Source organism: Rugamonas rivuli, assembly GCF_009380165.1.
Classification (GTDB): Bacteria; Pseudomonadota; Gammaproteobacteria; order Burkholderiales; family Burkholderiaceae_D; genus Rugamonas; species Rugamonas rivuli.
The window spans coordinates 305,654-331,748 of sequence record NZ_WHUF01000005.1 but is presented as its reverse complement, the minus strand read 5'-3'; the positions used below and the strand labels follow the sequence as shown (position 1 = coordinate 331,748).

23 protein-coding genes are annotated in these 26,095 nt (G+C 65.7%); 15 read left to right on the top strand and 8 right to left on the bottom strand.

Annotation, left to right across the window (positions count from 1 at the left end; genetic code table 11):
- The first annotated feature begins 5 nt into the window (after positions 1-5).
- Positions 6-2,282: a xanthine dehydrogenase family protein molybdopterin-binding subunit gene (locus tag GEV01_RS20185; RefSeq protein WP_152807343.1), complete on the top strand. Its 2,277-nt coding sequence runs from the start codon at positions 6-8 to the stop codon at positions 2,280-2,282.
- Positions 2,283-2,325: 43 nt separating this feature from the next.
- Here the strand turns inward: GEV01_RS20185 and GEV01_RS20180 are convergent, their stop codons facing one another.
- On the bottom strand, positions 2,326-3,717 hold the full coding sequence (locus GEV01_RS20180) for a serine hydrolase (protein ID WP_217428451.1): 1,392 nt from the start codon (positions 3,715-3,717) through the stop codon (positions 2,326-2,328).
- Positions 3,718-3,942: 225 nt separating this feature from the next.
- Between GEV01_RS20180 and GEV01_RS20175 the strand changes: the two genes are divergently transcribed.
- Positions 3,943-5,007 (top strand): MBL fold metallo-hydrolase, encoded by a 1,065-nt coding sequence (locus tag GEV01_RS20175; protein WP_152807341.1) that lies wholly within the window; start codon positions 3,943-3,945, stop codon positions 5,005-5,007.
- Between the two features lie 4 nt (positions 5,008-5,011).
- Here GEV01_RS20175 and GEV01_RS20170 read toward each other — a convergent pair whose 3' ends face one another.
- Both GEV01_RS20170 and GEV01_RS20165 read right to left on the bottom strand, forming a co-directional pair.
- On the bottom strand, positions 5,012-5,428 hold the full coding sequence (locus GEV01_RS20170) for a VOC family protein (RefSeq protein ID WP_152807340.1): 417 nt from the start codon (positions 5,426-5,428) through the stop codon (positions 5,012-5,014).
- Between the two features lie 33 nt (positions 5,429-5,461).
- Positions 5,462-6,184, bottom strand: a complete 723-nt coding sequence (locus GEV01_RS20165) for a helix-turn-helix transcriptional regulator (RefSeq protein WP_152807339.1) — start codon at positions 6,182-6,184, stop codon at positions 5,462-5,464.
- 126 nt (positions 6,185-6,310) lie between these two features.
- Between GEV01_RS20165 and GEV01_RS20160 the strand changes: the two genes are divergently transcribed.
- On the top strand, positions 6,311-7,495 hold the full coding sequence (locus GEV01_RS20160; RefSeq protein WP_152807338.1) for a hypothetical protein: 1,185 nt from the start codon (positions 6,311-6,313) through the stop codon (positions 7,493-7,495).
- A complete protein-coding gene (locus tag GEV01_RS20155) occupies positions 7,492-8,505 on the top strand; it encodes a DUF4034 domain-containing protein (RefSeq protein WP_152807337.1) in 1,014 nt (337 codons plus the stop codon). The genes GEV01_RS20160 and GEV01_RS20155 overlap by 4 nt, the downstream gene beginning before the upstream one ends.
- Positions 8,506-8,520: 15 nt before the next feature.
- Here the strand turns inward: GEV01_RS20155 and GEV01_RS20150 are convergent, their stop codons facing one another.
- Positions 8,521-8,949 (bottom strand): thioredoxin family protein, encoded by a 429-nt coding sequence (locus GEV01_RS20150; protein WP_152807336.1) that lies wholly within the window; start codon positions 8,947-8,949, stop codon positions 8,521-8,523.
- A 97-nt stretch (positions 8,950-9,046) separates the two neighbouring features.
- Between GEV01_RS20150 and tsaB the strand changes: the two genes are divergently transcribed.
- Genes tsaB through GEV01_RS20130 form a run of 4 tightly spaced genes read left to right on the top strand, consistent with a single transcriptional unit; the run spans position 9,047 to position 12,120 of the window.
- Positions 9,047-9,748 carry a tRNA (adenosine(37)-N6)-threonylcarbamoyltransferase complex dimerization subunit type 1 TsaB gene (gene tsaB / locus GEV01_RS20145; protein ID WP_152807335.1) on the top strand — a complete coding sequence of 234 codons (702 nt, stop codon included), beginning with the start codon at positions 9,047-9,049 and terminating at the stop codon, positions 9,746-9,748.
- Positions 9,745-10,215 (top strand): ribosomal protein S18-alanine N-acetyltransferase, encoded by a 471-nt coding sequence (rimI, locus tag GEV01_RS20140; RefSeq protein WP_152807334.1) that lies wholly within the window; start codon positions 9,745-9,747, stop codon positions 10,213-10,215. Before tsaB ends, rimI begins: the two co-directional genes overlap by 4 nt.
- The gene (locus tag GEV01_RS20135) at positions 10,212-11,153 is read left to right on the top strand and encodes a uracil-DNA glycosylase (RefSeq protein WP_152807333.1); all 942 of its coding nucleotides are present in this window, start codon (positions 10,212-10,214) and stop codon (positions 11,151-11,153) included. The genes rimI and GEV01_RS20135 overlap by 4 nt, the downstream gene beginning before the upstream one ends.
- A complete protein-coding gene (locus GEV01_RS20130; RefSeq protein ID WP_328595568.1) occupies positions 11,146-12,120 on the top strand; it encodes a DUF1853 family protein in 975 nt (324 codons plus the stop codon). The genes GEV01_RS20135 and GEV01_RS20130 overlap by 8 nt, the downstream gene beginning before the upstream one ends.
- A 4-nt stretch (positions 12,121-12,124) precedes the next feature.
- Here the strand turns inward: GEV01_RS20130 and lplT are convergent, their stop codons facing one another.
- Positions 12,125-13,387, bottom strand: coding sequence for a lysophospholipid transporter LplT (lplT, locus tag GEV01_RS20125; RefSeq protein ID WP_152807331.1), 1,263 nt, complete (start codon positions 13,385-13,387; stop codon positions 12,125-12,127).
- Positions 13,388-13,516: 129 nt separating this feature from the next.
- On the opposite strand from lplT, the gene alr reads away from it, so the two are divergent.
- From alr to GEV01_RS20110, 3 genes are all read left to right on the top strand, one after another.
- Positions 13,517-14,611, top strand: coding sequence for an alanine racemase (gene alr, locus GEV01_RS20120; RefSeq protein WP_152807330.1), 1,095 nt, complete (start codon positions 13,517-13,519; stop codon positions 14,609-14,611).
- A 4-nt stretch (positions 14,612-14,615) separates the two neighbouring features.
- Complete coding sequence (radA, locus tag GEV01_RS20115; protein WP_008447280.1) at positions 14,616-15,992, top strand: DNA repair protein RadA; 1,377 nt, start codon at positions 14,616-14,618, stop codon at positions 15,990-15,992.
- Between the two features lie 99 nt (positions 15,993-16,091).
- The gene (locus tag GEV01_RS20110; protein WP_328595567.1) at positions 16,092-16,412 is read left to right on the top strand and encodes a PilZ domain-containing protein; all 321 of its coding nucleotides are present in this window, start codon (positions 16,092-16,094) and stop codon (positions 16,410-16,412) included.
- Here the strand turns inward: GEV01_RS20110 and GEV01_RS20105 are convergent.
- Positions 16,393-17,577 carry a citrate synthase family protein gene (locus GEV01_RS20105; protein WP_152807329.1) on the bottom strand — a complete coding sequence of 395 codons (1,185 nt, stop codon included), beginning with the start codon at positions 17,575-17,577 and terminating at the stop codon, positions 16,393-16,395. The two genes, GEV01_RS20110 and GEV01_RS20105, sit on opposite strands and share 20 nt — an antisense overlap.
- Before the next feature lie 100 nt (positions 17,578-17,677).
- Between GEV01_RS20105 and GEV01_RS20100 the strand changes: the two genes are divergently transcribed.
- The 3 genes from GEV01_RS20100 to GEV01_RS20090 all read left to right on the top strand — a co-directional run bounded on the left by GEV01_RS20100 (position 17,678) and on the right by GEV01_RS20090 (position 21,723).
- A complete protein-coding gene (locus tag GEV01_RS20100) occupies positions 17,678-19,030 on the top strand; it encodes a CoA transferase (RefSeq protein WP_408014835.1) in 1,353 nt (450 codons plus the stop codon).
- Between the two features lie 102 nt (positions 19,031-19,132).
- On the top strand, positions 19,133-20,518 hold the full coding sequence (gene fliD, locus GEV01_RS20095) for a flagellar filament capping protein FliD (RefSeq protein WP_152807327.1): 1,386 nt from the start codon (positions 19,133-19,135) through the stop codon (positions 20,516-20,518).
- A gap of 92 nt (positions 20,519-20,610) precedes the next feature.
- The gene (locus GEV01_RS20090; RefSeq protein ID WP_070269485.1) at positions 20,611-21,723 is read left to right on the top strand and encodes a polyamine ABC transporter substrate-binding protein; all 1,113 of its coding nucleotides are present in this window, start codon (positions 20,611-20,613) and stop codon (positions 21,721-21,723) included.
- Positions 21,724-21,985: 262 nt separating this feature from the next.
- Here GEV01_RS20090 and sixA read toward each other — a convergent pair whose 3' ends face one another.
- On the bottom strand, positions 21,986-22,453 hold the full coding sequence (gene sixA, locus GEV01_RS20085; protein ID WP_152807326.1) for a phosphohistidine phosphatase SixA: 468 nt from the start codon (positions 22,451-22,453) through the stop codon (positions 21,986-21,988).
- A gap of 65 nt (positions 22,454-22,518) precedes the next feature.
- Positions 22,519-24,615, bottom strand: a complete 2,097-nt coding sequence (gene ppk1, locus GEV01_RS20080; protein ID WP_152807325.1) for a polyphosphate kinase 1 — start codon at positions 24,613-24,615, stop codon at positions 22,519-22,521.
- A 314-nt stretch (positions 24,616-24,929) separates the two neighbouring features.
- On the opposite strand from ppk1, the gene pstS reads away from it, so the two are divergent.
- A complete protein-coding gene (gene pstS, locus GEV01_RS20075; RefSeq protein ID WP_152807324.1) occupies positions 24,930-25,976 on the top strand; it encodes a phosphate ABC transporter substrate-binding protein PstS in 1,047 nt (348 codons plus the stop codon).
- Positions 25,977-26,095 lie beyond the last annotated feature (119 nt).

The window sequence follows — 26,095 nt, the reverse complement described above, 5'->3', positions numbered from 1 at the left end:
CCGCAATGCAGGGACTGAAGCTCGGCGCGCGCCGCCGGTTTATTTTCGGTGGCGTGGCTGTCGCCGCCGGCGCGCTGGTGGTCGGCTGGGGCCTGATGCCGGCGCGCCAGCGCCTGAACGCCACGCATGCGCTGCCGCTGGACGGCGACGCGGTCGCGCTCAACGGCTGGGTGGCGGTGGCGCCGGACGGCACGGTCAGCGTGGCCATGCCGCGCAGCGAAATGGGGCAGGGCGTGCATACCGCGCTGCCGATGCTGGTGGCCGAGGAGATGGACGTGCCGCTGTCGGCGGTGCGGCTGGTGCAGGCCACCACCGATAAAATCTACGGCAATATCGCCATGCTCAAGGACGGCCTGCCTTTCCATCCGGACGACGACGGCAGCTTGAAGGCGGCCGTCGGCTGGACCGTCGGCAAGGTGGCGCGCGAGCTGGGGCTGATCATCACCGGCGGCTCGTCCAGCGTGAAGGATGCGTGGCAGCCGATGCGCGAAGGCGGTGCCGCAGCGCGCGCCATGCTGGTGGCCGCCGCCGCCAGGCAGTGGAGTGCGCGCCCGCAGGATTGCCGCACCGAGGACGGGCAGGTGATCCATGCCGACGGCCGGCGCCTGTCCTACGGCGCGCTGGCGGTGGCCGCCGCCACTGCCGCACCGGGCGAGATCCGCCTGAAGGATCCCAAGGACTTCAAACTGATAGGCCGCGCACAGCCGCGCCGCGACACGCCGTCCAAGGTGAACGGCGGGGCGGTGTTCGGCATCGACGTGCGGCCCGAGGGCATGGTGTACGCGGCGGTGCGCATGTCGCCGGTGATCGGCGGCGTGGTCTCCAGCGTCAAGCCGGAGGCGGTGCTGAAGATGCCGGGCGTGATGCAGGTGGTCGATTTCTCCAGCGCGCTGCCGCAGCAGACCGGCGCCGGCACCGGCGTGGCAGTGGTGGCGAAGACTTATTGGCAGGCCAAGCAGGCCGCGCTAGCCCTGCCGGTGGAGTGGCGCACCGACGAGCGGGCCAAGCTGTCGAGCGCCGCCATCTTTGCGGAGTTCGCGGCCAGGCTGGATGCGGAATCGGGCCACGCCTATCACAAGGCCGGCGACATGGATGCGGTGGAAGGCAAGGCCGCAGGCGTCGCCAAGACCGTGACGGCCGAATACCGCGCGCCCTACCTGGCGCATGCGGCGATGGAGCCGGTCAACTGCACCGCCCAGTTCAAGGACGACAAGGTGTTCCTGTGGGCGCCCACGCAGTCGCCCGGTTTCGCGCTGGAGGTGGCGGCCAAGGTCGCCGGCGTCGCTGCGGACAAGGTGGTGCTGGTGGTGACGATGCTGGGCGGCGGCTTCGGGCGCCGGCTGGACGTGGACATGGTGGCGCAGGTGGTGGCGGTGGCCAAGCGGGCCGGCGGCCTGCCGGTGCAGATGATCTGGTCGCGCGAGGACGACACCACGCACGACGTGTACCGCCCGGCGGCATTGGCGCGCTTCAGCGCCAGCCTGGATGCGGCGGGCAAGGTGCTGGGCTACGACAACAAGTCGGCCAGCGGTTCGGTGTCGCACCAGTTCTTCAAGCGTAACCTGGGCTTGCTGCCCGGTGGTCCGGACAAGACCACGGCCGAAGGCGAGTTCGATATGCAGTACGAGTTCCCGAACCAGCGTATCCGCCATGTGATCGTCGACAGTCCGGTGCCGCTGGGTTACTGGCGTTCGGTCGGGCATTCGCACAACGCGTTTTTCAAAGAGAGTTTCATCGACGAGCTGGCGCATGCGGCGGGCCAGGACGAGGTGGCGTTCCGCCGCGGCTTGCTGAAGCAGCACCCGCGCCATCTGGCTGTGCTCAATGCGGCGGTGGCCAGGGCAGGCGCCGCGCCGGCCGGCCGCGCGCATGGCGTGGCGCTGCACCAGTCCTTCGGCACCATCGTCGCGCAGGTGGCCGAGGTGTCGGTGGAGGGCACGGAGATCCGCGTGCACCGCGTGGTGTGCGCGGTCGATTGCGGCATCGCCGTCAATCCCAACATCATCGCGCAGCAGGCGGAATCGGCGGTGGTGTTCGGGCTGTCGGCGGCCTTGTTTGGCGCGGTGACGATCAAGGACGGCAAGGTCGAGCAGAGCAACTTCCACGACTATCCGGTGGTGCGCATCAACCAGGCGCCGGAGGTGGAGACCATCATCATGCCGAGCGCCGAACATCCCGAAGGCATGGGCGAACCGGCCACGCCGCCGATCGCGCCGGCCGTGGCCAACGCGGTCTTCAAGCTGACCGGCAAGCGCTTGCGCAGTTTGCCGCTGACGCTGTGAAGGCGGGGGCGTAACCCGCTGCGCGCGCCCGCCGCGCTTGGCGTCAGTTCTTTAGCGTGTCGAGCTTCGCCAACGACTGCTTGGCTTTGTCGAATGCAGGATCGAGCGCCAGCGACTGCACATAGCTCCCGCGCGCCTTGGCCTTTTCGCCCAACTGTTCGTAGGCCAGGCCTTTGCGCCACCACGCACCTGCGGGAGTCGCTACCTGGACTGCGGCGTCGAAGCGCAGGTAGCGGTCGAGCAGTGCGATCGCCTCGGTGGTTTCAAAGCCGCCGTCGATGCGGGTCCTTGCCGCCTGGTACACCGACGGAGCGTGGCCAGGATTGCGGTCATACAGCTTGGCGGCGCCACGCAGGTCGCCGCGCATCACTAGATCGAGAGCGAGCATCATGTCGGAATCCGCCTGCACGACCAGTTGCGCCGGTTTGCCGTACAGGCGTGCCTCGATCTTGTCGGCCATGTCGCGTGCGCCCATCGCCGTGTTGGACAGGACGATGACCGTATAACCGCTGCCCTGGTAGCGGCGGAACACCGCATCAATGCCGGGCGCGGCGCCACTATGGCCGATGACGGTGTCGCCGAACGCGCTCTTGCGCTCCCAGCCGAAGGCATATTCCTTGTCCGGGCCAACAGGAGTCCACATGGTCGTCTTGCTCGCTTCTGACAGCAGCTCCGTTCGCTTCAGCGCCTGATCGTAGCGCAGCATGTCGCGTGTGGTCGTGCGCATGCCGCCATCGGCCGATGGCGGGGGTACCGAGTCCACGTTGGAGGTGATGCTGAAGTCGCCGTGGCGGGTGTAGCCGATCGAGCGGTTAGGCAGTGGCTCGTCTTCGAGCGTGAGCGAACTCTCAGTCATGCCGGCAGGCTTGAAGATATGGTCGCGCAGGTAGTCACGGTAGGACTGGCCACTGGCTTTTTCGACGACTGCGCCGAGCAGCACCATGCCCGAATTCGAATACTCAAAGCGGCTGCCGGCCGCAAAGCCCGGCTTCTGGTCGTAAATCATGGGCAGGAAGGCGTCAATGGTGCGCAGCTTGCCCATGTTCGCGGCGAAGTCCTTGTGCGCCATGTAGTTGCCGGTGCCGGCGGAGTGGTTCAGCAAGTGTGCGATGGTGATTGTGTCCTTCTCCGCATAAGGGATATTGGGCAGGAAGCGCGAGATCGGGTCGCTCAGTTTGAGCTTGCCCGCTTCGGCCAGCTGCAAGATGGAAACCGCGGTGAAGGTCTTGCCGATGGAGCCGATGTTAAAGCGCGTGTTGCTGCGGTTTGGCACATTGGTCTCGCGGTTGGCCAGGCCCACGGCCGTTTCGTATACGGGCTTGCCATCACGCGCCACCAGCACCGTGCCGGCGAAAATGCCGACCTTACCGTAGCTTTGTACGATGGCATCGAGGTCGCGCTCGATATTGTCCGCCTTCGCAGCGGTACCGGCCATCAAGAGACAGGCAAGCAAAACTCGAAACATAAGATTCTCCATTTATTCGCCGATCGGGCGCACGGGGATATTGTCGCATTTTCGGGATGAGGTTCTTATTTTTTTGATATGCATATTGAAAATACCTCGGATCCACTGGCCAGGCGGACTGGCCGGCGCCACTTGCGCGGCACCGAGCAAGCAGATTAAGCTTAGGCTTGATTGATATTTCAGAATGCCGCCACCATGATTTTCCGCCAGCTTTTCGACCCGACATCCTCCACCTACACCTATCTGCTGGGCGACAGCGGCGAGGCGCTGCTGATCGACCCGGTCTACGAGCAGGCGCCGCGCGACCTGGCGTTGTTGAAGGAGCTGGGACTGCGTCTGCTCGCCACGCTGGACACGCACGTCCACGCGGACCACGTGACGGCCGCCTGGCGCCTGCATCAAAGCTGCGGCAGCAGCATCGCGCTGGCGGAAGCGGCGGGCGCCGAGCTGGCGGACCGTCCGCTGCGCCACGGCGACCGCATCGCTTTCGGCAGCCGCCACCTGAACGTGCGCGCCACGCCCGGCCACACCAACGGCTGCCTGACCTATGTGCTGGATGACGAGAGCATGGCCTTCACCGGCGACAGCCTGCTGATACGCGGCTGCGGCCGCACCGACTTCCAGCAGGGCAGTGCGCAGCAGCTGTTCGCGTCGGTGCGCGAGCAGATCCTGACGCTGCCCGACGGCTGCCTGCTGTATCCGGCGCATGACTATCGCGGCATCACCGTCACCAGCGTGGCCGAAGAGCGCCGCTTCAATCCGCGCCTGGGCGGCGATGTGGACGTGGGCGACTTCACCGGACATATGAACAACCTGCACCTGCCGCATCCCAAGCTGATCGCCGTGGCGGTGCCGGCCAATATGCGCTGCGGCCAGCCGGAGGGCAATGCGCCGGTGCCGGACGCGCCGTCCTGGGCGCCGCTGACGCTGCGTTTCAGCGGCGTGTGGGAAATCGAACCGATGGCGTTGCTGGAGCATCTGGACCGGGTGCAGATCGTCGATGTGCGCGAGGCGCCGGAATTCATCGACCAGCTTGGCCATCTGCAAGGCGCGCGGCTGGTGCCGCTGTCGCAGCTGATGGCGCGCGTGGATGAGCTGGACCGCGAACGGCCGGTGGTGGCGGTGTGCCGCTCGGGCGTGCGCTCGGCGCAGGCCAGCGTGCTGCTGGCCAAGGCCGGCTTCGGCCAGGTCGCCAATCTGGCCGGCGGCATGCTGCGCTGGAAGCTGGAGGCGCTGCCGGTGGCGTCCGACAGCGTTTGACCGCTTAGCGGCCGACCGCCACGCTCAGCACCCAGTTGACGCCGTAGCGGTCCTTGAGCATGCCGAACAGCGGCGTCCACTGCGACGGCGCCAGCGGCTGCGTGATGGTGGCGCCTTCGCGCAGCTTGTCCCAGCAGGCGGTGATTTCTTCGGCCGTACTTCCTTCGACCGCGACCAGGAAGGCGTTTTCGCCCTGGTGCCACGGCATGTCGGCCGGCACATCGTAGGCCATGATGCGAAAGCCGCTGTCGGCCGCCACCAGACCCCACATAACGCGATCGGCATCGGCCGGAATGCGGACGTTGACGGCGTCCTGGTAGGTGACGACGGTCGAGGCGCCGCCAAATACGCTGTGATAGAAGCCGAGGGCCTGGCGGGCGTCGCCGCGGAAGTTCAGGTGGGTGGTTGCGTGGATGGACATGGTGGTTCTCTCTGTGTTGAAGGAGCCACCATCTTATTTGGCGATGCTGTCAGTTTCTGGCAGTATGCTTCGGCCTGCGACAAATTCGGTGCGGCGCCATTCCTTGAGCAGGGCCTGGCGGTGCTTGGGATAGCGCTGATCCAGCAGCGCGGCTTCGGTAATGCGGTCGGAGCGGAAGTTGCGGAAGCCGTCGCGCAGCTCGCACCAGCACATCACCACGCGCGTCTGGTCGAAGTACACCAGCGCGTAGGGCCAGACCACGCGCTGCGAGACGGCGCCGGCCGGGTCGCGGTAGCTGATGCGGAGTTTGTGCTCGGTGCGGATGGCGGTGCGCAGCAGGTCCGGGTGGACCGGCGTGTGCAAGGCCTTGCGGCCGGCGCCGACCAGCAGGGCGGACGCCTCCAGCTCGCGCCGCATGTCGGGCGGCAGCACGGCCGCTATCTTCGCCAATGTGCTGAGGGCGCCCTGCGCCAGTTGCCGGTCGCCGCTGTCGGCGACCAGGCGCATGCCCAGCACCAGGGCCTCGATCTCTTCCTGTCCGAACATCAGCGGCGGCAGCATGAAGCCGGGCCGCATGACGTAGCCGACGCCGGGTTCGCCCTCGATGGCGGCGCCCTGGGCCTGCAGGCTGGCGATGTCGCGGTACAGCGTGCGGATGCTGACGCCGGTTTCGGCCGCCAGCACGTGGCCGCTCACGGGGCGGCGGTGGCCGCGCAGGACTTGCAGCAGATTGAGCAGGCGTTCGGATCGGGACATAGCGGGATCATAGCGCAGGAAAGCACCCGGGCGGCGAGCCCGCCTTCTGCACGGTTGTGACAATCTGTGTAAATGGCGGGCAGCTTAAGCACGTATAGTTGCTTTTTTCGTCATTCGATTGAGCCTATGACCAGCGTGCGCCGACTTACCGTCCTGATTTGTGCCTTGTGCTCGGCATTCGCCGTCGCCGCCGCCACGCCCGACGACGAACAGAATGCGGAAATGACCAAGGCCCTGCATCGCAACCTGCTGCGCTCGTTCGCGCTGGACAAGGACTTGAAGATCGACCCGGAATTGCGGACGGCGGCCGCCGACATCAGCGCGGCCCACGTCGCCCGTATCGACCAGCTGTTTCCTGCCTGGCTGGCCGAGGAGCGCCAGCTGCAAACCAAGGCCAGGGCGGGCAAGGCCCCGCCGGCCAACGAGTTGTTCTTCGCCGTCTGGGCGCGGCTGCTGAACGAACTGGCGCTGTGGCAGATCGAGCCGGGCGACGCCGACTACGAGCGCGCAACGCTGGCGGTGCTGCAGTCGTCGCCGCGCGTCTGCGATGTGGCCGGCGAGGGCCTGTACGGCGATTTCGCCACGCGCATCGCCCGCATCCAGGCCATGCCGGCGGCCCAGCGCGCAGCGGCGCTGGCGACCGAGCGGAGCCTGCTGAGCCGCTGGGGGCAGGCGCGGGAGGTCGCGGCCTGGCCCGATCCCTTGCCGCAGGACGCAGGCGCGCAGTGGCGCAAGCGGGTGCCAGCGGCCGGCGAGCGGCCGATGCCGGCGCTGTCGCCGGCGCTGGCGAGCGCCATGCTGGCCGATAAAAAAAGCTTTGACGACCTGCATCCGCAATTGAAATGCGCGTTGCAGCAATGGTGGCTGCAAGTGAGCTTGCGGCAGGGCGCGACGCCGGCCGCCGCGCTGAACGCCTTCCGCTACGGTACGCTGATCAACGCCATCGACCGTTTCGCCGGCTTCTATGACCAGTCGCCGGCGGACGGCAAACCGGCGCCTGCCGGCGTGCCCGTCTATCCGAGCGCCGCCGCCCGCTTCATGGCCACCGGCGTCACCACCATGCGCGCGCGGCTGGATGCCGCCGGCAAACCCGTGCAGGCCACTGTCGCCGCCCGCAAGATCACCGTGCCCGGCATCCGCAGCGTGCGTCCCGTGGCGTTCGAAAACATCTTCGACGCGGCGGCCGTGAAGTACGCGCTGGACGGCTTCCGCTACGACCGGCCGCGCGGCGCCGAGCCGTTCGCCTTCCAGCTGGCGTGGACCTTGCCGGACGAGCCGGCCGTCAATCAGACCAAGAAGGGAAGCCAATGAGATACGCGTCGAAAACCCTGAACACGCTGCTGGCATGGGCCGTGGCGTGCGGCGCCGCTGTCGCTGCCCCGGCGGCCGCCCCGGTGTCGCCGATCACCACCGAGGCCGAACAGGCTTTCTGGTGGGGCGACTTCGCCGCGCTGGAGCGGCAGAACGCTTTGCTCCGGCAGCCCGGCCACATCGCCGCCGATGGCGGGTCGGATGTCGAAATGTTCCGCGTCGGCTTGAGCCGGGTGATCGGCAACCACCTCGCCGACCGCGAGCCATACTTGCGGGAGCTGGAGGCGTTGACCCTGCAATGGGCCACCGAGCACCCGCAGTCGGCGCTGGCGCATGTGCTGCACGCGGATGTGCTGGTGTCCCACGCGTGGTCGTATCGCGGCGACGGTTACGCCAAGGACGTGCCGCCGCAGGCGTATGAGGATTTCCAAACCTATCTGCAGCGCGCGGCCGAGTATCTGGTGGCCCACGCCGACGTCGCCCTGACCGACAGCTATGCGCACGATACGCTGGTGAGGATCGGCATGGGGCTGGGCTGGAGCGCGGCGCAGCAGCGGGCCACCGCCGAGGATGGCCTGAAGCGCAATCCCGAGGATATCGGCCTGTACTTCAGCGTACTGAGCACCATGTTGCCCAAGTGGGGCGGCGACGCCAGGTCGCTGGACAAATACATCCGCCAGGTGACGGCGCAGACCAAGGCCGTGTATGGCACCGGCATGTATGCGCGCCTGTATTCGTACGCGGCCGAGAACCAGTATGGCCACGCGCTGTTCGAGGACAGCGGGGCCGACTGGCCGACCATGAAGCGCAGCTATGAGGATATGCTGGCGCGTTTCCCCGACAGTCCGGGGCGCCGCAACCGCTATGCCTACATGGCTTGCCTGGCCAAGGATACGCAGACATTGCGCAGCCAGCTGGAGGAACTGGGGCCGCGGGTCGATGCGTCGAAGTGGGGGCCGAACCCGCAGCGCAGCCTGGAGGGATGCCAGCGCCTGGCGGCCAAGGTCTGAGGTCTGGGGTCTGGCTCAGGCCTGCGCGTTGCGCATCAGCGTGCGCAGGTTGCAGTCGGCTTGCCAGCGGCGGCGCTCTTCGCTGTTGCGGGCCAGCTCGGCCAGTTCGGCGTCGCTTTGCTCGGACTGGGCCAGCACCAGGCGGTGCGCCAGGCCGGCGTCCGGCAGCATGGTGCCGAAGAAGGCCACCAGCTCGTGGTGCTGGATCAGCAGGGTGGGGAAGTTCTCCACGTCGAGATCGCCCACGATGTCGGCGTGGTCTTCGATGTCGATCCAGACGAAGAACTTGTCCGGGTGGCGCGACGCCACCTCGTCGAAGGTGGCGCGGTAGGATGCGCAGGTGCCGCACCAGGCGGCGCACAGGCAGGCTACGATCCAGCGGTCGCCGGCCAGGGCGGCGGCGATTTCTGCGCGATTGTCGGAATTCAGGGTCAAACTGTGCATGGTGTTCATCGGTTAGCGGCGGCCTCTGCGCCTGTCGGCCGTATTCTACATCCCCGCGCGGGGTCGCGCCTGCCAGTCCGGCAGGTTAAAATACGGGATGCCTACTATTCTTGCCATTGAAACTTCCTCCGAACTCGCCTCCTGCGCCTTGCTGCGGGGCGAGACGGTCATCAGCCGCGTGTCCTCGGGCGTGCGCACCCATTCGCAATCGGTGCTGCCGATGATACAGGAGCTGCTGGCCGAAGCCGGCATCGCGCTGAAGGACTGCGATGCGATCGCTTTCGGCTCGGGCCCCGGTTCGTTCACCGGCGTGCGCACCGCTTGCGGGATCGCGCAGGGCCTGGCGTTCGGCGGCAATCTGCCGGTGGTGCCGGTGGTGACGCTCGATGCGATGGCGCTGGCCTGCCATCAGCAGCACGGCGCCGGCGAGGTGCTGGCGGTGCTCGATGCGCGCATGGGCGAGGTGTACTGGGCCCAGTATCGCTTTGCCGACGGTGCGGCGCCGTTGGCGGTGCTGCCGCCGGCGCTGTCGGCGCCCGAGGGCGTGCAGCCGCAGGGGGCGCCTGTCGCTTGCGGCAATGGCTTGTCGGCCTATGCGGCGGCGTTTGCCGGCGGCGGCCATGCCGGGGTGATGCCGCATGCCGAGCAGGTGGCGCAACTGGCGGCGCTGGCTTTCGCCGCAGGCCAGACGGTGACGGCGGCCGAGGCGCAGCCGCTGTATTTGCGTAACAAGATCGCCTACACCCAGGCCGAGCGTCGCGACATGGCGGCCGCCAAAGCCGCTGAAGGTGGCGCATGAAGCAAGTGTGGGATCTGGCGCGGCTGAACTATGAGCCGATGCGGCAAACCGATCTGCCCGAGGTGGTGGCGCTGGAGGAGAGCGTGTATCCGCATCCCTGGAGCATGGCCAATTTCGCCGATTCGCTGAGCAGCAATTACGAGGCTTGGGTGCTGCGCGATCAGGATGGCGGCTTGCTCGGCTATTTCCTGCTGATGGCGATAGTCGACGAGGCGCATTTGCTGAATGTGGCGGTGTCGGCCGAGCGGCAGGGGCAGGGGCTGGGACGGTTTCTGCTGAACCAGGCCGTCGCTTGCGCGCGCGGGCTGGGCATGGAATCGGTGCTGCTGGAAGTGCGGCCATCGAATACGCGGGCGCTGGAGATTTATGAGCGCTACGGTTTTAAACATATCGGTCGACGCAAGGGCTACTATCCCGCCGCCGATCGGCAACGCGAGGACGCTATCGTTATGCGGTTCGGTATATGAGTCAGACCTCGGCCCGTAGTACGGTGTTCCTCGATGAGATGGGCGTGGGTGTGCAATGGAAGTTTCGCAATCCGGCGCCAGGCGAAGAGGCGGCTGTCCAGCAGGAGGAGCTTGAGGCGCCTGCTGAGGTGGTGGTCGAGGCGGCGCCTGCGTTTGTGCCGGCTCCCGCGCCAGCGCCAGCCCCGGTGATCGCAGCCGCGCCGGTGGCCGCAGCCGTCGCCGCACCAGCGCCGCTCCCCGCACCGGTCGCCGCGCCTGCGGTCGCGCCGGAGCAGCCGTTCGCCGACGAACCCGTCGCCGAGATGGATGACGACTCCACCGCCTGGTTCGACGAGGCGCCGGTGCCCGCGCGCGCCGCGCCGGTCAGCGACGAGGCCATCGCCGCCATGGACTGGACCGCGTTGAAGACCGCCGTTTCGACCTGCACCCGCTGCAGCCTGTGCGATGCGCGGCGCAACGCCGTCAACGGCCGCGGCGCCGCCGATGCGACGTGGATCGCCATCGCAGCCGCGCCGTCGCGCCTGGACGAGAAGGAAAACCAGGCCATCACCGGCGAGGCAGGCCAACTGCTGGACAATATGCTGAAGGCCATCGCCCTCAAGCCGGAGACGGACGTCTACGTCACCAACCTGGTCAAATGCCGCCCGTCCACCGACGACGGCGCCGACCGCGCGCCGACCGGCGAAGAGCTGCTGGCCTGCCGTCCGTTCCTGGACCGCGAGCTGGCGCTGACCGGCGCGACCATGGCCATGACCTTCGGCCAGTACGCGGCCAAGGGACTGATGATGGGCCCGGCCACGCGCGGCAAGGTGATGCGCTACGGCGCCGCCGAACTGCCGGTGGTCGCGACCTATCATCCGGACGACCTGCTGCGCCGGCCGGAAGACAAGGCCAAGGCCTGGAGCGACCTGTGCCTCTCCAAGGCTGCCCGTGACTAGCCAGCCGCCGCCCGCGCCGCAGGACAGCTATCAAATCCGCTTCGAGCGGCGCTGGGGACACCTGACCCGTCCGCACGTGCGCGCGCTGGCCTGGCTGCTGGACGCGCCCGATCTGCTGGATCCGGCCTCGCCGCACTGGCACGGCCGCATCGCCACCCTCGGCGCGATGTCGCAGCAAACCGCCGACTGGCTGGCCGCGCTGGAGCAAGACCCGGTCCCGCTGGACGCCGCGCTGGGCGCGCGCCACTACTCGCGCCTGGGCCTGTACGCTGAAAAGCTGATGGCCTTCTATTTCTCCGAACACGGCAAGCTGGTGGCCCACGGCCTGCAGGTGCGCGCCAACCGCAACGACACGGTCGGCGAGTTCGACTTCCTGCTGCGCGACGGCGACGACCTGGTCCACCTGGAGTTCGCCACCAAGTTCTACCTGCTCGACGCGGCGGAGGCGGGCGCCGATTTCAACGGCCTGATCGGCCCCAACCTGGCCGATACGCTGGGCGCCAAGATGCGCAAGATCTTCGACAAGCAGTTGTCGCTGGCCGCCCATCCGGCGGCGCAGCCCTTGCTGCCGCAGCCGGTGGCGCGGGCGCAGGCGCTGGTCAAGGGCTGGCTGTTCTATCCGGGCGGCGAGGAGGAGGCGATGCCGGGCATCTCGCAGCCGCATTGCAGCGGCTTCTGGATGCCGTTGCAGCAGGCCGCCACGCTGCAGGGCGAGTACTACGCCATCATGCCGCGCCTGCACTGGCTGGCGCCGCTGAAGACGCCGCTGGACGCGGTCTCGATGAACCACGCGGAACTGCTGGCCGCGCTGCACGATCACATGGCGCAGGTGGCCGCGCCGGTGATGGTGGCGGTGCTGCGGCGGGACGGGGAGTGGCTGGTGGAGCAGCGCCGCGGCTTCGTGGTGCCCGACGACTGGCGCGCGCAAGCCGCGCAGCGCCGCCAGGACGGCGCGCTGCCGGCTTAGTGCTTTAGTGCTTGGCTTCGCCGATCAGCGCGACCGAATCGAACTCGCGCTGGTTGGCGGCATGCTTGCGCATGATGAAGAACATGGTGCCAGCCAGGAACAGGCCGAACAGCACGATGATGACGTCCAGGTTCAGGTGGCCGCGCAGCATCAGCGAGTACACCGCCAGCATGGTCAGGATGGACAGGTTCTCGTTGAAGTTCTGCACCGCGATCGAGTGGCCGGCGCTCATCAGCACGTGGCCGCGGTGTTGCAGCAGCGCGTTCATCGGCACCAGGAAGAAGCCGCCCAGCAGGCCGACCAGGATCAGCAGCGGATAGGCCAGCGTCACCGATTTCACGAAGATCATACCCATGACGATGACGCCCATGGCGATGCCCATCGGGATCACGTTCAGCGATTTGCGCAGCGAGATGAAGCGCGCCGACAGCACCGCGCCCAGCGCGACGCCGATGGCGACCACGCCCACCAGGCTGGTCGACTGTTCGTAGGTCAGCTTGAGGGTGCGGTTGGCCCACTCCAGCACGATGAATTGCAGCGTCTGCGCGGCGCCCCAGAACAGCGTGGTGACGGCCAGCGAGATCTGGCCCAGCTTGTCTTTCCACAGCAGGCCGTAGCAGTTGGCGAAGTCGGTGATCAGCTTGATCGGATTGCGTTCCTGGTGGCCGTAGACGCAGCCGGTGTCCGGGATGCGGGTGTTGAACAGCGCCGCCAGCATATAGATGCCGACCACCACGCACAGCGCCGCTTCCGGCGCGGTGTCGATGCCGGTGTCGATCATCGGGAAGTCAAAGCCCAGCAGGAAGGACGAGACTTGATTGCCGACCAGCTTGCCACCCAGCACGGTGCCGAAGATGATCGACATCACGGTCAAGCCTTCGACCCAGCCATTTGCGGCAACGAGTTTCTCTGCGGGAAGTAATTCGGTGAGGATGCCGTATTTGGCAGGGGAATAGACGGCGGCGCCGAAACCGACCAGGGCGTAAGCCAGCAGCGGATGGACGTGAGCGAAAATCAATAGACAACCCGCAACCTTGATCAGGTTGGAGATGAACATGACCTTGCCTTTGGGCATCGAATCGGCGAAAGCGCCGACAAATGCCGCCAACAGCACGTAAAACAGCGTAAACGAGAGCTTCAGCAGAGGGGTAATCCATGCTGGGGACTTCATAGTCACCAACAGGTCGATCGCAACAAAGAGCAGCGCATTATCCGCCAACGACGAAAAGAATTGCGCTGCCATAATGGTATAGAAACCACGATTCATACTGGGGTGCCTGAAAACTTATCTGGCTTGCTTTATACCATGCTTTGTTCGTATCCCCAAGAATTGAGCCGTGCGGATATTCCGCTACACGGTAAAATACGGCCTTCTAATTCTCTGCAAAGAATGCTTATGCCCCGGCCGATCGTCGCAACCATCCACGTTGATTCCATGAAGCATAACCTGGCCCGCGCCAAGGCCAATGCGCCGGGCGCCAAGGCCTGGGGCGTCCTCAAGGCGAACGGCTACGGCCACGGCCTGGAGCGGGCGATGCGCGGCTTTGCCGACGCCGACGGCCTGGCGCTGGTGGAGGTCGACTACGCCGTGCGCCTGCGCGAGATGGGCTGGAACAAGCCCATCCTGTTATTAGAGGGATACTTCGATCCGGCCGATCTGGAGACCATGGCCGACTACGGTTTGCAGGCCGCCGTGCATTGCAACGAGCAACTGGAATGGCTGGAAGCGGCGCAGGCGGACCTGAGCGCGCGCGGCGTCCAATTTGATCTGCATCTTAAAATGAACAGCGGCATGAACCGTCTCGGCTTCATGCCGGACGCCTACGCCGCCGCGCATGCGCGCCTGAGCGCCATGTCCTGCGTCGGCAGCATCACCATGATTACCCACTTCGCCAACGCCGACGACGCCGAGCATCCGCTGCTGCCGATTGCCGAGCAGGTGCGCCGCTTCGAGCTGGGCACGGCCGGACTGGCCGGCAGCCGCAGCCTGTCGAATTCGGCGGGCGTGCTGATGCACCAGAAAACCTTGCGCAACGACTGGATACGTCCGGGCATCATGCTGTACGGCGGCTCGCCGGGCGGCGCCACGGCGGAATCGTTCGGCCTGCAGCCTTGCATGACGCTGAGCAGCGAGATCATCGGCATCCAGAACATCGTCGCCGGCGACGTGGTCGGTTACGGCAGCCGCTTCCAGGCCGAGGGGCCGATGCGGATCGGCGTGGTGGCCTGCGGCTATGCGGACGGCTACCCGCGCAGCGCGCCGATGGGCACGCCGGCGCTGGTCGACGGCGTCCGCACCCGGCTGGTGGGGCGGGTGTCGATGGACATGCTGACCGTGGACTTGACCGACTTGCCATCGGCGCGGGTGGGCAGCAAGGTGACGCTGTGGGGCCAGGGCATGCCGATCGACGAGGTGGCCACGGCCGCCGGCACCATCGGCTATGAGCTGATGTGCGCGCTGGCCCAGCGCGTGCCCGTGGTTGAAGGCTGATCTGATGGCCAAGGCAAAAACCAATTACACCTGCAGCGAGTGCGGCGGCACGGCCACCAAGTGGACCGGCCAGTGTTCGTCCTGCCAGCAGTGGAACACGATGGTGGAGACCGTCATCGAGGCGGGCGGCAACAACCGTTATTCGCAGCCGCAGCACCTGTCGCTGGCGCAGACGGCGCCGGTGCTGTCGCTGGCCGATATCGACGCCATTGACGTGCCGCGCTTCGGCACCGGCATCGAGGAATTCGACCGCGTGCTGGGCGGCGGCCTGGTGGCGGGCGGCGTGGTGCTGATCGGCGGCGATCCAGGCATCGGCAAGTCGACCTTGCTGTTGCAGGCGCTGGCCAATGTGTCGCATCTGAAGCGGGTGCTGTATGTCAGCGGCGAGGAGTCCGGCGCGCAGATCGCGCTGCGGGCCAAGCGGCTGAACATCGATGCCCGCGACTTGAAGCTGCAGGCGGAGATCCAGCTGGAGAAAATCCTCGGCACGCTGGCGGACCTGAAGCCGGAAGTGGCGGTCATCGATTCGATCCAAACTGTTTATTCAGATGCGTTGAGCTCGGCACCTGGTTCGGTGGCGCAGGTGCGCGAGTGCGCGGCGCAGCTGACGCGGGTGGCCAAGCAGACCGGCATCACCATCATCCTGGTCGGCCACGTGACGAAGGAGGGCGCGCTGGCCGGGCCGCGCGTGCTGGAGCACATCGTCGATACGGTGCTGTACTTCGAGGGCGACAACCATTCCAGCTTCCGTCTGGTGCGGGCTATCAAGAACCGTTTCGGCGCGGTCAATGAGCTGGGCGTGTTTGCGATGACGGAGAAGGGCTTGAAGGGCGTGTCGAATCCGTCGGCGCTGTTCCTGTCGCAGCACGACAACCAGGTGCCCGGCTCCTGCGTGATGGTGACGCAGGAGGGCACGCGTCCCTTGCTGGTCGAAATCCAGGCGCTGGTCGATGCCAGCCACCTGCCTAACGCGCGCCGCTTGTCGGTGGGTTTGGAGCAGAATCGCTTGGCGATGTTGTTGGCGGTGTTGCACCGCCATGCGGGCATCGCGGCCTTCGACCAGGACGTGTTCATCAACGCGGTGGGCGGGGTGAAGATCACCGAGCCGGCGGCCGACTTGGCGGTGCTGTTGGCGATTAATTCATCGATGCGCAGCAAGCCGCTGCCGCGTGGCTTCGTGGTGTTCGGCGAGGTGGGCCTGGCGGGCGAGATCCGGCCGGCGCCGCGCGGGCAGGAGCGTCTGCGCGAGGCGGCCAAGCTGGGCTTCTCGATGGCGATGATACCGAGCGCCAATGCGCCCAAGCAGCCGATCGAGGGCATGACGATCATTGCTGTCGATCGTATCGACGATGCTTTTAATAAGCTGCGCGAAATCCAATAACGTTGTATTGTTACGTGTTGTAATCGTCAATGCTGCTTAATTGTTAAAGCTTGGTTGCTAAAGCTTAGTTGCTAAAGAATACGTACAAAGGACAGGATAGTGTTAGTTGATCAAAGGTCGGTAGCGCGCAAGATCGTGCGCGCCAAGGCGGTGGTGATTATGGACGGCATGCCGCCCCTGCAGGGACGCACGATCGATATCAGCGCGCATGGCTTGTCGCTCAATTTCGAGCACAAGCTGGGGGCTGGGCATATGGGGCAGCTGTCGTTCGAGCTGTTCATCGACGGCAAGGCGCAGCTGCTCAGTTGCCGCTCCAAGGTGACGTATTGCATCTTCAGTGGCGATCATTTCAAGATCGGCTACCAATTCCTCAATCTGGACTCCATCACTTCCAGCGCGATCAATAAGTTCCTGCGCTAGGCCCCACGTAGCGGGCTCTGGGGCGGATCAGGCGGTTGGCCTGCACTTGTTCGAGTGCATGCGCCAGCCAGCCTACGCAGCGGCCCAGTGCGAACAGGATGAACGGTGCGTCGTCCGGCAGTTCGTGGGCGGCGGCCAGCAGGGTCAGCGCAAAATCAATGTTCGGCAATTCCCCCGCCTGCGCTTCGGCTGCGGCGGCGAGGTCTGTGTGCGGATGTAATTCCGGTAGTAACTCCAGCAGGGCGCGGGCGCGCGGGTCGCCTTCGGCATACAGTTTGTGGCCGAAGCCGGGCAGTGGGCGGCCGCTGGCTAGCCATGCCTGGACTGCGGTGCCGGCGCCGTGCTGGTTGGCCGAGGCGACCAGTTGGGCGAATTCTGCGGAGGCGCCGCCGTGCAACGGGCCGGTCAGCGTGGTGAAGCCGGCCAGCACCCCGGCCGCCAGCGAGGCGCCGGTGGAGATGGCGACGCGGGTGGCGAAGGTGGAGGCGTTCAGTTCGTGGTCGGCCATCAGCACCAGGGCGCGGCGCAGCAGGTCTTCGGCGGCGGGGCGCTGCCAGGCTAGTGCGAGGCGCTGGCTGATGGTGGCGTGGTTGTTGTCGGCCGGGGCGGCCATCATGGCTGCCGTGAGCGTGGACAGGACGCTGGCGGCTTCGGCGCGCAGTTCGGCGGCTGGACGGCCCAGCGAGGGAGCGTCGGTGGCGCTGCGCAGCGCGAGGGCCAGCAGGCCGGCGCCCAAGGCGCTGGCGGGGCGCGCACTGACGGCGGGTGCCGTTGCTGCCGCGTTCGCGGCGGCTGCCGTTGCGGCCAGCACCTGGCCTGGCTCGGCTTGCCACAGCAGGTCGGCAATGTCTTCCAGCGTGGCGGTTTCGGACAGCGTGACGGCGTCGCGGCCGCGATAAAGCAGGCGGCCGTCGGCGGCGGTGGAGAGGGCGGACGGCAGCACCGGATCGCCCCATTGCATCGCTTGCGCGGAGACCGCCTCTATCTTGCGGCGGCCGTTGCTGCGCTTGGCCATGCGCAGGATGTCGTCGCGATGGTAGAGGCTGCGGCGCGGATCGTCGGCGTCGGACTTGGCGCGGATCTTCCCCCGGCTGACGTTGGCGTACAGCGTCTGCGGGCGGACATTCAATACATTCAGCGCTTCTGCCGCTGTCATCCAGACCATCTCGGATTCCTATGTTGACGCTTCAAGTCAAGATTGACGCCCCCTGTGGGCGGTCCTAAGCTGGGACAGCATATCAATTCCTGGAGCGCTCATGTCTAAAATGTTGGAAGCTATTTCGTCCGCGCTGTCCTTGCCGGCGCCGGAGTGCGTGACCCTGGCCGGCGAGGGCGCATTGCCGTCGTGTTACGCGGTGACGGAACTGGCAGCGGCCTCGGTCGGCGCGGCGGCGCTGGCGGTGCGGCAGCTGATCGCGGCGCAGGGCGGGCCGGCGGCGGAGGTCGTGGTCGACCGCCGGCTGGCGTCGCTGTGGTTCGGCTGGTCGCTGCATCCGGTGGGTTGGGAGCGGCCGCCGTTGTGGGATCCGGTGGCCGGCGATTACCCGACGGCGGACGGCTGGATACGCTTGCACACCAACGCCCTCCATCATCGCGATGCGGCGCTGGCCGTGCTGGGGACGCCGGTGGAGCGCGCGGCGGTGGCGCGGGCGGTGGCGGCGTGGCGCGGCGCCGAGCTGGAAGCGGCGGTGGTGGCGCAGGGCGGCTGCGCGGCGATGATGCGGTCGAGCGCGGAATGGGCGGCGCATGAGCAGGGGCGGGCGGTGGCGGCCGAGCCGCTGGTGGCGCAGGCTGGGCAGGCCGGCAGTTTCAATGTGGGCTGGGCGGCGACACCGTCGCGGCCGCTCGCGGGGCTGAAGGTGCTGGACCTGACGCGGGTGCTGGCCGGGCCGGTGGCGACGCGGTTTCTGGCGGGGTATGGCGCGGACGTGCTGCGCATCGATGCACCGGACTGGAGCGAGCCGGGCGTGATACCGGAAGTGACCTTGGGCAAGCGCTGCGCGCGGCTGGACTTGCGGCTGGCGCAGGATCGCGCCGTGTTCGAGGAGTTGCTGGGGCAGGCCGATGTGCTGGTCCATGGTTATCGTCGGGAGGCGCTGGAGCGGCTGGGCTTTGGCGAGGCGGCGCGGCGGCGCTTGAATCCGGGGCTGGTCGATGTGGCGCTGGACGCCTACGGCTGGACCGGGCCGCTGAGCGGACGGCGCGGTTTCGACAGTCTGGTGCAGATGAGCGCGGGCATAGCGCAGCGCGGCATGCAGTGGCAGGGGGCGGCAAAGCCTGTGCCTTTGCCGGTGCAGGCGCTGGACCATGCGACCGGGTATCTGGTGGCTGCTGCGGCGGTGCGCGGATTGCTGTATCGGCTGCAGGAGGGGCGGGCGACGCAGGCGCGCTTGTCGCTGGCGCGCACGGCGCTGCTGCTGGAGCAGATGTCGCCGCCGTTGGGCGCTGCGGCCGAGCCTGCTCTGGCAGCGTTCGGCGATGCGGATCTGGCGCCGGGGCTGGAGCAGACGGCCTGGGGGGCGGCGCGGCGCCTTGCGCCGCCGGTCCGCATCGAAGGCGCGGCCATGGCGTGGGACAGGCCGGCCAGCGAGCTGGGCTCCGCGCCGCCGCGCTGGTAGCGCTGATGGTCGTGGATTGGAGGGCAAACAGCCCTCTGTTCTGGGCTTTGAGGTTTTCGCCAGTATTGCATAATGGCTAACCAACCCAAGGCGGATCGGATCATGGCGACTTCCAGCATTAATTCCAACGGCAATACCGGCAGTTCGACGGTGTCGAACGATATCTACAACCGCGTCCAGCAGACCATGGCGTCGCAGAACAAGGCGGCGACCAAGCTCAATACGACGTTGAAGAACGACCAGACCAAGCTGTCGGCGCTGGGCCAGCTGCAAAGCGCGCTGGCGAATTTCCAGTCGGTCGCATCCGGCTTGACCGGCAGCGGACTGAGCACCAGCGCCGCGACCTCGGTCAAGAATGTGCTGACCGCCGCCTCCACCGGCACCGCCAAGGCCGGCACCTATGCGGTCAACGTCAAGCAGCTGGCCCAGGGCCAGTTCCTGACCAGCGATGCCTTCGCGGCGGCCGACGCCAAGATCGGTTCGGGCGCCGCCACCACCGTCAAGATCGACTTCGGCACCGTCGGCGAGGACAAGGGCTTCAAGGCCAATCCGGGCGCGGCCAGCAAATCCATCACCATCGACAGCAGCAACAATACGCTGGACGGCATCGCCGCCGCGTTCAAGGCGGCCGGCGTCGACGTCAAGGTGGTCAAGGGGGACGATGGCAAGTTTTCGCTGGCGATCGCCGGCCCCAGCGGCGCGGCCAACAGCATGCGCATCAGCGCCAGCGGCGATGCGATGCTGAAAAGCCTGCTCGGCTACGATCCGGCCGGCAGCCAGAAAATGAAGCAGACCAGCGCCGCCATGGATGCGATCCTGACCGTCGACGGCAAGGATGTCACCAGCGCAAGCAACACGCTGGACAAGGACAAGGGCATCGCCGGCATGACGCTGACGCTGACCGGCACCGGCAAGACCGACGTCACCGTCACGCAAGACCCCAGCCAGGTCGGCACCAACCTGAAGGCCTTCGTCAGCGCCTACAACGATTTGAACAAGAAGCTGCAAGCCTTGCAGAAGGGCGATCTGAAGTCGGACACCGCCATGGGCCAGGTCACCAGCCAGCTGGGCCTGCTGCTGAAGACGGGCGGCGGCAGCGTGTCGATCACGGCGCTGAACGCGGCCGGCATCAGCCAGGACCGCGACGGCCAGCTGGTGCTGGACGATAAGAAGCTGCAGGCGGCGCTGGCCGCCGATTCGGCCGCGGTGGGCAAGCTGTTCACCAACGGCGGCAAGGGGATTGCCGATCTGCTATCGTCGAAGGCGGCGGCGCTGACCTCGGACAGCGGCACGATCAGCAAGGAGGCCAGCCTGCTGGGCCGCGAGATCACCAGCATCAACGGCCGGCGCGCGGTGATGACCAAGGCGCTGACGGCCCAGGCCACGGCGCTGGTGGCGCTGTACACGGCCCAGGCCCAGACCGGCGCCGGCAGCGCGATCAACGGTGCGGGCGGCAAGTCGGGCACGCTGTTCGATATGCTGGGTTGACGTTTCAGACGGATATTTCTAACGAATTCCTTGCGTCGGAACTGGCTATGCCCGATCATCACGGCTTGTGATTGATTCCACTCGGAGGGGCTATGGCAGGGAAGTTCGTTGGTACGATGCTGGTGGCGGCTGGCCTGATGGCCGGCGCAGGGCAGGTCGCGGCGCAGGCGCAGGAGGAGAAAGTCCTCAATATCTACAACTGGTCGGATTACATCGCCGACGATACGGTTAAAAACTTTGAAAAAGAAACCGGTATCAAGGTCCGCTACGATCTGTTCGACAACAACGAAATCCTCAATTCCAAACTGGCCGCCGGCAAGTCGGGCTACGACATCGTGGTGCCGACCGCGCAATGGGCGCGCCTGCAGATCGACGGCAAGCTGCTGCGCAAGCTGGACAAAAGCAAGCTCAGCAACCTGAAAAACATGGACCCGGCGATCCAGGCCAAGCTGGCCAGCATCGATCCGAACAATGAATACCTGGTCGACTGGCTGTGGGGCTATACCACGGTCGGCATCAACGTCAACAAGGTCAAGGCCGCGCTGGGCGGCATGCCGATGCCGGACAATGCCTGGGACCTGATCTTCAATCCGAAGTACGCGTCCAAGCTCAAATCGTGCGGCGTGTCCTTCCTCGATTCGCCGTCCGAGGTGCTGCCGGCCGCGCTGCTGTATCTGGGCAAGCCGGCCTACTCGAAGAACGCCGCCGACTACGCCGAGGCAGGCAAGCTGCTGCAAGCGATCCGCCCCAACGTCACGCTGTTCAGCTCGTCGGGCTATATCAACGACATGGCCAATGGCGCGGTGTGCGTGGCGCTGGGCTGGTCGGGCGATATCAGCATCGCCCGCCAGCGCGCGATCGACGCCAAGAACGGCAATGTGATCGAGGTGCTGGTGCCGAAGACCGCGGCTGCGCTGGTGTTCGACACGATGGCGATCCCGGCCGATGCGCCGCATCCGAACAATGCCCATCTGTGGATCAACTACATCATGCGCCCGGAAGTGCACGCCAGCCTGACCAACAAGGTGTTCTACGCCAATCCGAACACGGCCAGCCTGAAGTTCGTGCGTAAGGATATCGCCGCCAACCATACCGTGTTTTTGTCCGACGCCGATAAACAACGCATGGCCGCGCCGGAAGCGGTGCCGGCCGATATCCGCCGCAATATCACGCGCATCTACACCAAGTTCAAGACCGGTCTGTAAACGATGATCGGCGCGAGAGGCGGGCCCGATCGGGACACGCCGCTGGCGCCGATGCTGCTTCAGTGAAGCGATGGCTATTCGTGATAGCGGTCGATCAATTTGTGTTTGCTGCCGCGTGTTTCCTCGATGATTTCGTACACGACCAAGGCGATCATCCCGCCGAAGATCCCCATTGCGAGCAAGGTGAACATGGTAACCCTCCCTCAAGTTGTTACGATTAAACTTTAGCAGACGGTTGCCGCTTTGCAAGCTCTGCGGCTATTTATTTAACGACGAGGTCGGCCGCCATCACTGCCTTGAGGTAGACGCTGGCCGGATTGCCGGGGTCGCGCTGGGCGAACCACCAGGCGCTGGCCTTGCGGATATCCCATTCGAGATCGTCGCCGGTTAGCAACAGCGCGGCCACCTGGCCCAGCGTCGGCTGGTGGCCGACCACCAGCACCGATTCCTTGTTGCCCGGCCAGTTGGCGGCCTTGAGGATGTCGGACGGGTCGGCGCCGGGCGCCAGGTCGGTGTGCATCTTGTACTTGCGGCCCAGCGCTTCCACCGTTTGCAGCGTGCGCACGGCCGGGCTGACCAGGATGCGGCAGCTGTCGGGCAGCTGGGAGTCCAGCCATTGGCCCATGCGGCGGGCCTGCTTCTGGCCCTTGACCGTCAGTGCCCGCTCCAGATCGGACATGCCGGGGCCGGCGTCCTCGGCCTCGGCGTGCCGCCATAAAATGAGATCCATGTTTTTCTCCTGAGCGACATGTGAAAAAAGATCCCCGCGCCACCTCCCGGCGGCGCCTTCCTTGCTTACTCCCCGAGCTGGGCGCCCGCCATGCCCAGCGTGTCCATCAGGTGCTGCTGTGCGCTGTAGTGGGGCTGCTTGCCGCGCGCCTTGCGGCGCTGGTAGTGGCCGTCCGCCTCCAGCTCCCATGCGTTCATATTATCCTTTAAATACGGATTCAAGCCCTCGGCCAGCACGCGCCGCTTGAGCGCCTTGTCCAGAATCGGGAAGGCGACTTCGATGCGGCGGAACAGGTTGCGGCTCATCCAGTCGGCGCTGGCCAGCATGATGTCGTGCGCCAGGTCGTTGCGGAAATAGTAGATGCGGCTGTGCTCCAGGAAACGGCCGATGATGGAGCGCACCCGGATGTTTTCCGACAGGCCGGGCACGCCGGGCTTGAGCGTGCAGGCGCCGCGCACGATCAGGTCGATCTTGACGCCATCCTTGGAGGCGGCGTACAGCGCGCGTATCACCGATTCGTCGACCAGCGCGTTGATCTTGACGATGATGCGGCCGGGGCGTCCGGCGCGGGCGATGCGCGCTTCGTTGCGGATGGCCTTGATGATTTCGTTCTGCAGCGCGAACGGCGCCAGCCACAGGTGCGTGAGGCGGTGCGGCTTGGTCAGGCTGGTCAGGTGGATGAACACTTCGTTCACTTCCTGGCTGATGCCGGGGTGGCTGGTCAGCAGGCCGAAGTCGGTGTAGAACTTGGTGGTGGTCGGGTGGTAGTTGCCGGTGCCGAGGTGGGCGTAGAAGCGCAGCTTGCTGTCCTCGCGGCGTATCACCAGCGCCACCTTGGCGTGGGTCTTCAGGCCGACCACGCCGTACACCACCTGGGCGCCAGCCTGTTCCAGCTTGTCGGCCCAGTTGATGTTGGCTTCTTCATCGAAGCGCGCCTTCAGTTCGACGATGACCGTCACTTCCTTGCCGGACTGCGCGGCGAGGATCAGCGATTCCATCAGGTCCGAGTTCATGCCGGTGCGGTAGATGGTCTGCTTGATCGCCACCACGGCCGGGTCGAGCGCGGCGCTGCGGATGAAGTCGATCACCGTCTGGAAGGACTGGAACGGGTGGTGCAGCAGGATGTCGCCGTCGCGCAGGGCGGCGAAGATGTCCGGGCTGCCGGGCTTTTGCGCGATGCCGGGGAAGAAGGGCGGGAAGCGCAGCGCCGGGTTGTTGACGTGGTCCATGATCTCGGTCAGGCGCACCAGATTGACCGGGCCGTTGACGGCGTACAGCCGGCTCTGGTGCAGGCCGAACTGGTCAAGCAGGAACTGCGACAGTTCCGGCGGGCAGTTCTTGGCCACTTCCAGCCGCACCGAGGTGCCGAACTGGCGGCCTTGCAGCTCGCCCTTGAGCGCCTGGCGCAGGTTCTTGACCTCGTCCTCGTCCACCCACAGGTCGGAGTCGCGGGTGACGCGGAACTGCGAATAGGCGATCACTTCGCGGCCGGCGAACAGGTCGGAGATGTGGGCGTGGATGATCGACGACAGCAGGCAGAACGAGACGCCGCCGCTCTTCGACAAATGGTCGGGCAGGCGGATCACGCGCGGCAGCACGCGCGGCGCTTTGACGATCGCGATGGCGGTGCCGCGGCCGAAGGCGTCCTTGCCGGACAGCGAGACGATGAAATTAAGACTCTTGTTGACGACTTGCGGGAAGGGGTGGGCCGGGTCGAGGCCGATAGGTGTCAGCAGCGGCCGCACCTCGGTGTCGAAGTATTCCTTGACCCAGGCGCGCTGCGCTTCGTTGCGTTCGTTGTGGCGCACCAGGTGTACGCCGTTGGCGGCCAGCTGGGGCAGTACTTCCTGGTTGAGGATCTCATACTGGTGGGCGACCAGCGCGTGGCATTCATTGCTGATGCGCGACAGCGTGGCGACCAGCGCCGGATGGTTGGACAGCGAGCCTTCGACGCTGCCGGCCGCCAGCAGGCTGGCCACGCGCACTTCGAAGAACTCATCGAGGTTGCTGCTGGCGATGCACAGGTAGCGCAGCCGCTCTAATAAGGGGATGCTCTTGTCTTCGGCCTGCGCGAGGACGCGCCGGTTGAACATCAGTTGCGACAGTTCCCGGTCCAGAAACGCGGAGTTCTTGTTTACTTCAGCATGCAAGTCAGGCTTCATGTCTTTTTGTTCACTTTGCAGGTAAGCTCATTCTATCCTTTATTGCGGAAGAATGATGCAACAGTGTAAATAAGAAATATGACAGCTGCGTGACACGCCATGTCATAAATGACGTTTGTGACGTCGCAATTATGACAGGAGGGCGTAATATATGAGCGCAACCCAGCGTCGCCCTGGCCTGTTTTCAGAGGGGGAGCGCAGTCCGGGCAGGGTTAAATAACTATTTTGGACATATTTCGGTCATGTCATAAACCTGTCATATTGCCCCGGTAGACTGCGCAGCATCCTAACCTGTCATAACAAAAGGACTTGATATGCGAATGAAACAACTGTTTTCCTCCCTGGTGGTTGGCGTAGCGGCTGTAATGGCCTTCTCGTCTGCCGCCAACGCCGCCGATATGACCGGCGCCGGCGCCACCTTCCCTTACCCGATCTACGCCAAGTGGGCCGAGTCGTACAAAGCCGCCACCGGCAACGGCCTGAACTATCAGTCCGTCGGTTCGGGTGCCGGTATCAAGCAGATCAAGGCCAAGACCGTCGATTTCGGCGCATCGGACAAGCCGCTGAGCGCCGCTGAACTGGACGCCGAAGGCCTGATGCAGTTCCCAGCCATCATGGGTGGCGTGGTCACCGTGGTCAACCTGGACGGCATCACCCCTGGCCAGCTGAAGCTGACCGGTCCAGTCGTTGGCGACATCTACCTGGGCAAGATCACCAAGTGGAACGACGCCGCCATCGCCGCGCTGAACCCGGGCGTGAAGCTGCCGGCCGATGAAATCACCGTTGTGCACCGCGCCGACGGTTCGGGCACCACCTTCCTGTTCACCGACTTCCTGTCGAAAACCAGCCCTGAGTTCAAGACCAAGATCGGCGCCGACGCTGCCGTGAAATGGGCCGTGGGCGTAGGCGGCAAGGGTAACGAAGGCGTGGCCGCAAACGTGCAGCGCATCAAGGGTTCGATCGGCTACGTCGAGTGGGCCTTCGCCAAGAAAAACAAGATGTCGCACACCCAGCTGAAAAACAAGGACGGCAACTTCCTGCAGCCTGACGACGACTTCTTCAAGGCCGCCGCCGCCAATGCCGAGTGGACCAAGACCCCAGGCTTCGGCGTGGTGCTGACCGACCAGGCCGGCAAGAACTCGTGGCCGATCACCGGCGTGTCCTTCATCCTGATGCACAAAGCACAGGCTGACGCCAACAAAGGCAAGGAAGTCATCAAGTTCTTCGACTGGGCCTTCAAAAACGGCGGCACCGCTGCCACCGAACTGGACTACGTTCCACTGCCAGCATCGGTTGTCAAACTGGTTCAGGATGCCTGGAAAGCCAACCTGAAAGACGCTTCCGGTAAAGCCATCTACTAATCCGGACCGTCCCTTCGCCGCGCCGCAGCACAGCGCGGACGGCGAGGGGGTTAGCCTGCGCCTCCCGACCGGGAGCCGCAGGCTAGCTACCATCCACGAGACAACCATATGAGCGCTGA

Coding starts and splice junctions, on each gene's coding strand:
- sixA (WP_152807326.1), bottom strand. CDS start 22,453: ATGGATCTCATTTTATGGCGGCACGCCGAGGCCGAGGACGCCGGCCCC.
- pstS (WP_152807324.1), top strand. CDS start 24,930: ATGCGAATGAAACAACTGTTTTCCTCCCTGGTGGTTGGCGTAGCGGCT.
- fliD (WP_152807327.1), top strand. CDS start 19,133: ATGGCGACTTCCAGCATTAATTCCAACGGCAATACCGGCAGTTCGACG.
- GEV01_RS20175 (WP_152807341.1), top strand. CDS start 3,943: ATGATTTTCCGCCAGCTTTTCGACCCGACATCCTCCACCTACACCTAT.
- GEV01_RS20090 (WP_070269485.1), top strand. CDS start 20,611: ATGGCAGGGAAGTTCGTTGGTACGATGCTGGTGGCGGCTGGCCTGATG.
- rimI (WP_152807334.1), top strand. CDS start 9,745: ATGAAGCAAGTGTGGGATCTGGCGCGGCTGAACTATGAGCCGATGCGG.
- GEV01_RS20150 (WP_152807336.1), bottom strand. CDS start 8,949: ATGCACAGTTTGACCCTGAATTCCGACAATCGCGCAGAAATCGCCGCC.
- GEV01_RS20135 (WP_152807333.1), top strand. CDS start 10,212: ATGAGTCAGACCTCGGCCCGTAGTACGGTGTTCCTCGATGAGATGGGC.
- GEV01_RS20170 (WP_152807340.1), bottom strand. CDS start 5,428: ATGTCCATCCACGCAACCACCCACCTGAACTTCCGCGGCGACGCCCGC.
- GEV01_RS20185 (WP_152807343.1), top strand. CDS start 6: ATGCAGGGACTGAAGCTCGGCGCGCGCCGCCGGTTTATTTTCGGTGGC.
- lplT (WP_152807331.1), bottom strand. CDS start 13,387: ATGAATCGTGGTTTCTATACCATTATGGCAGCGCAATTCTTTTCGTCG.
- GEV01_RS20155 (WP_152807337.1), top strand. CDS start 7,492: ATGAGATACGCGTCGAAAACCCTGAACACGCTGCTGGCATGGGCCGTG.
- alr (WP_152807330.1), top strand. CDS start 13,517: ATGCCCCGGCCGATCGTCGCAACCATCCACGTTGATTCCATGAAGCAT.
- GEV01_RS20180 (WP_217428451.1), bottom strand. CDS start 3,717: ATGGCCGGTACCGCTGCGAAGGCGGACAATATCGAGCGCGACCTCGAT.
- GEV01_RS20160 (WP_152807338.1), top strand. CDS start 6,311: ATGACCAGCGTGCGCCGACTTACCGTCCTGATTTGTGCCTTGTGCTCG.
- radA (WP_008447280.1), top strand. CDS start 14,616: ATGGCCAAGGCAAAAACCAATTACACCTGCAGCGAGTGCGGCGGCACG.
- GEV01_RS20100 (WP_408014835.1), top strand. CDS start 17,678: ATGTTGGAAGCTATTTCGTCCGCGCTGTCCTTGCCGGCGCCGGAGTGC.
- GEV01_RS20165 (WP_152807339.1), bottom strand. CDS start 6,184: ATGTCCCGATCCGAACGCCTGCTCAATCTGCTGCAAGTCCTGCGCGGC.
- tsaB (WP_152807335.1), top strand. CDS start 9,047: ATGCCTACTATTCTTGCCATTGAAACTTCCTCCGAACTCGCCTCCTGC.
- ppk1 (WP_152807325.1), bottom strand. CDS start 24,615: ATGAAGCCTGACTTGCATGCTGAAGTAAACAAGAACTCCGCGTTTCTG.
- GEV01_RS20105 (WP_152807329.1), bottom strand. CDS start 17,577: ATGGTCTGGATGACAGCGGCAGAAGCGCTGAATGTATTGAATGTCCGC.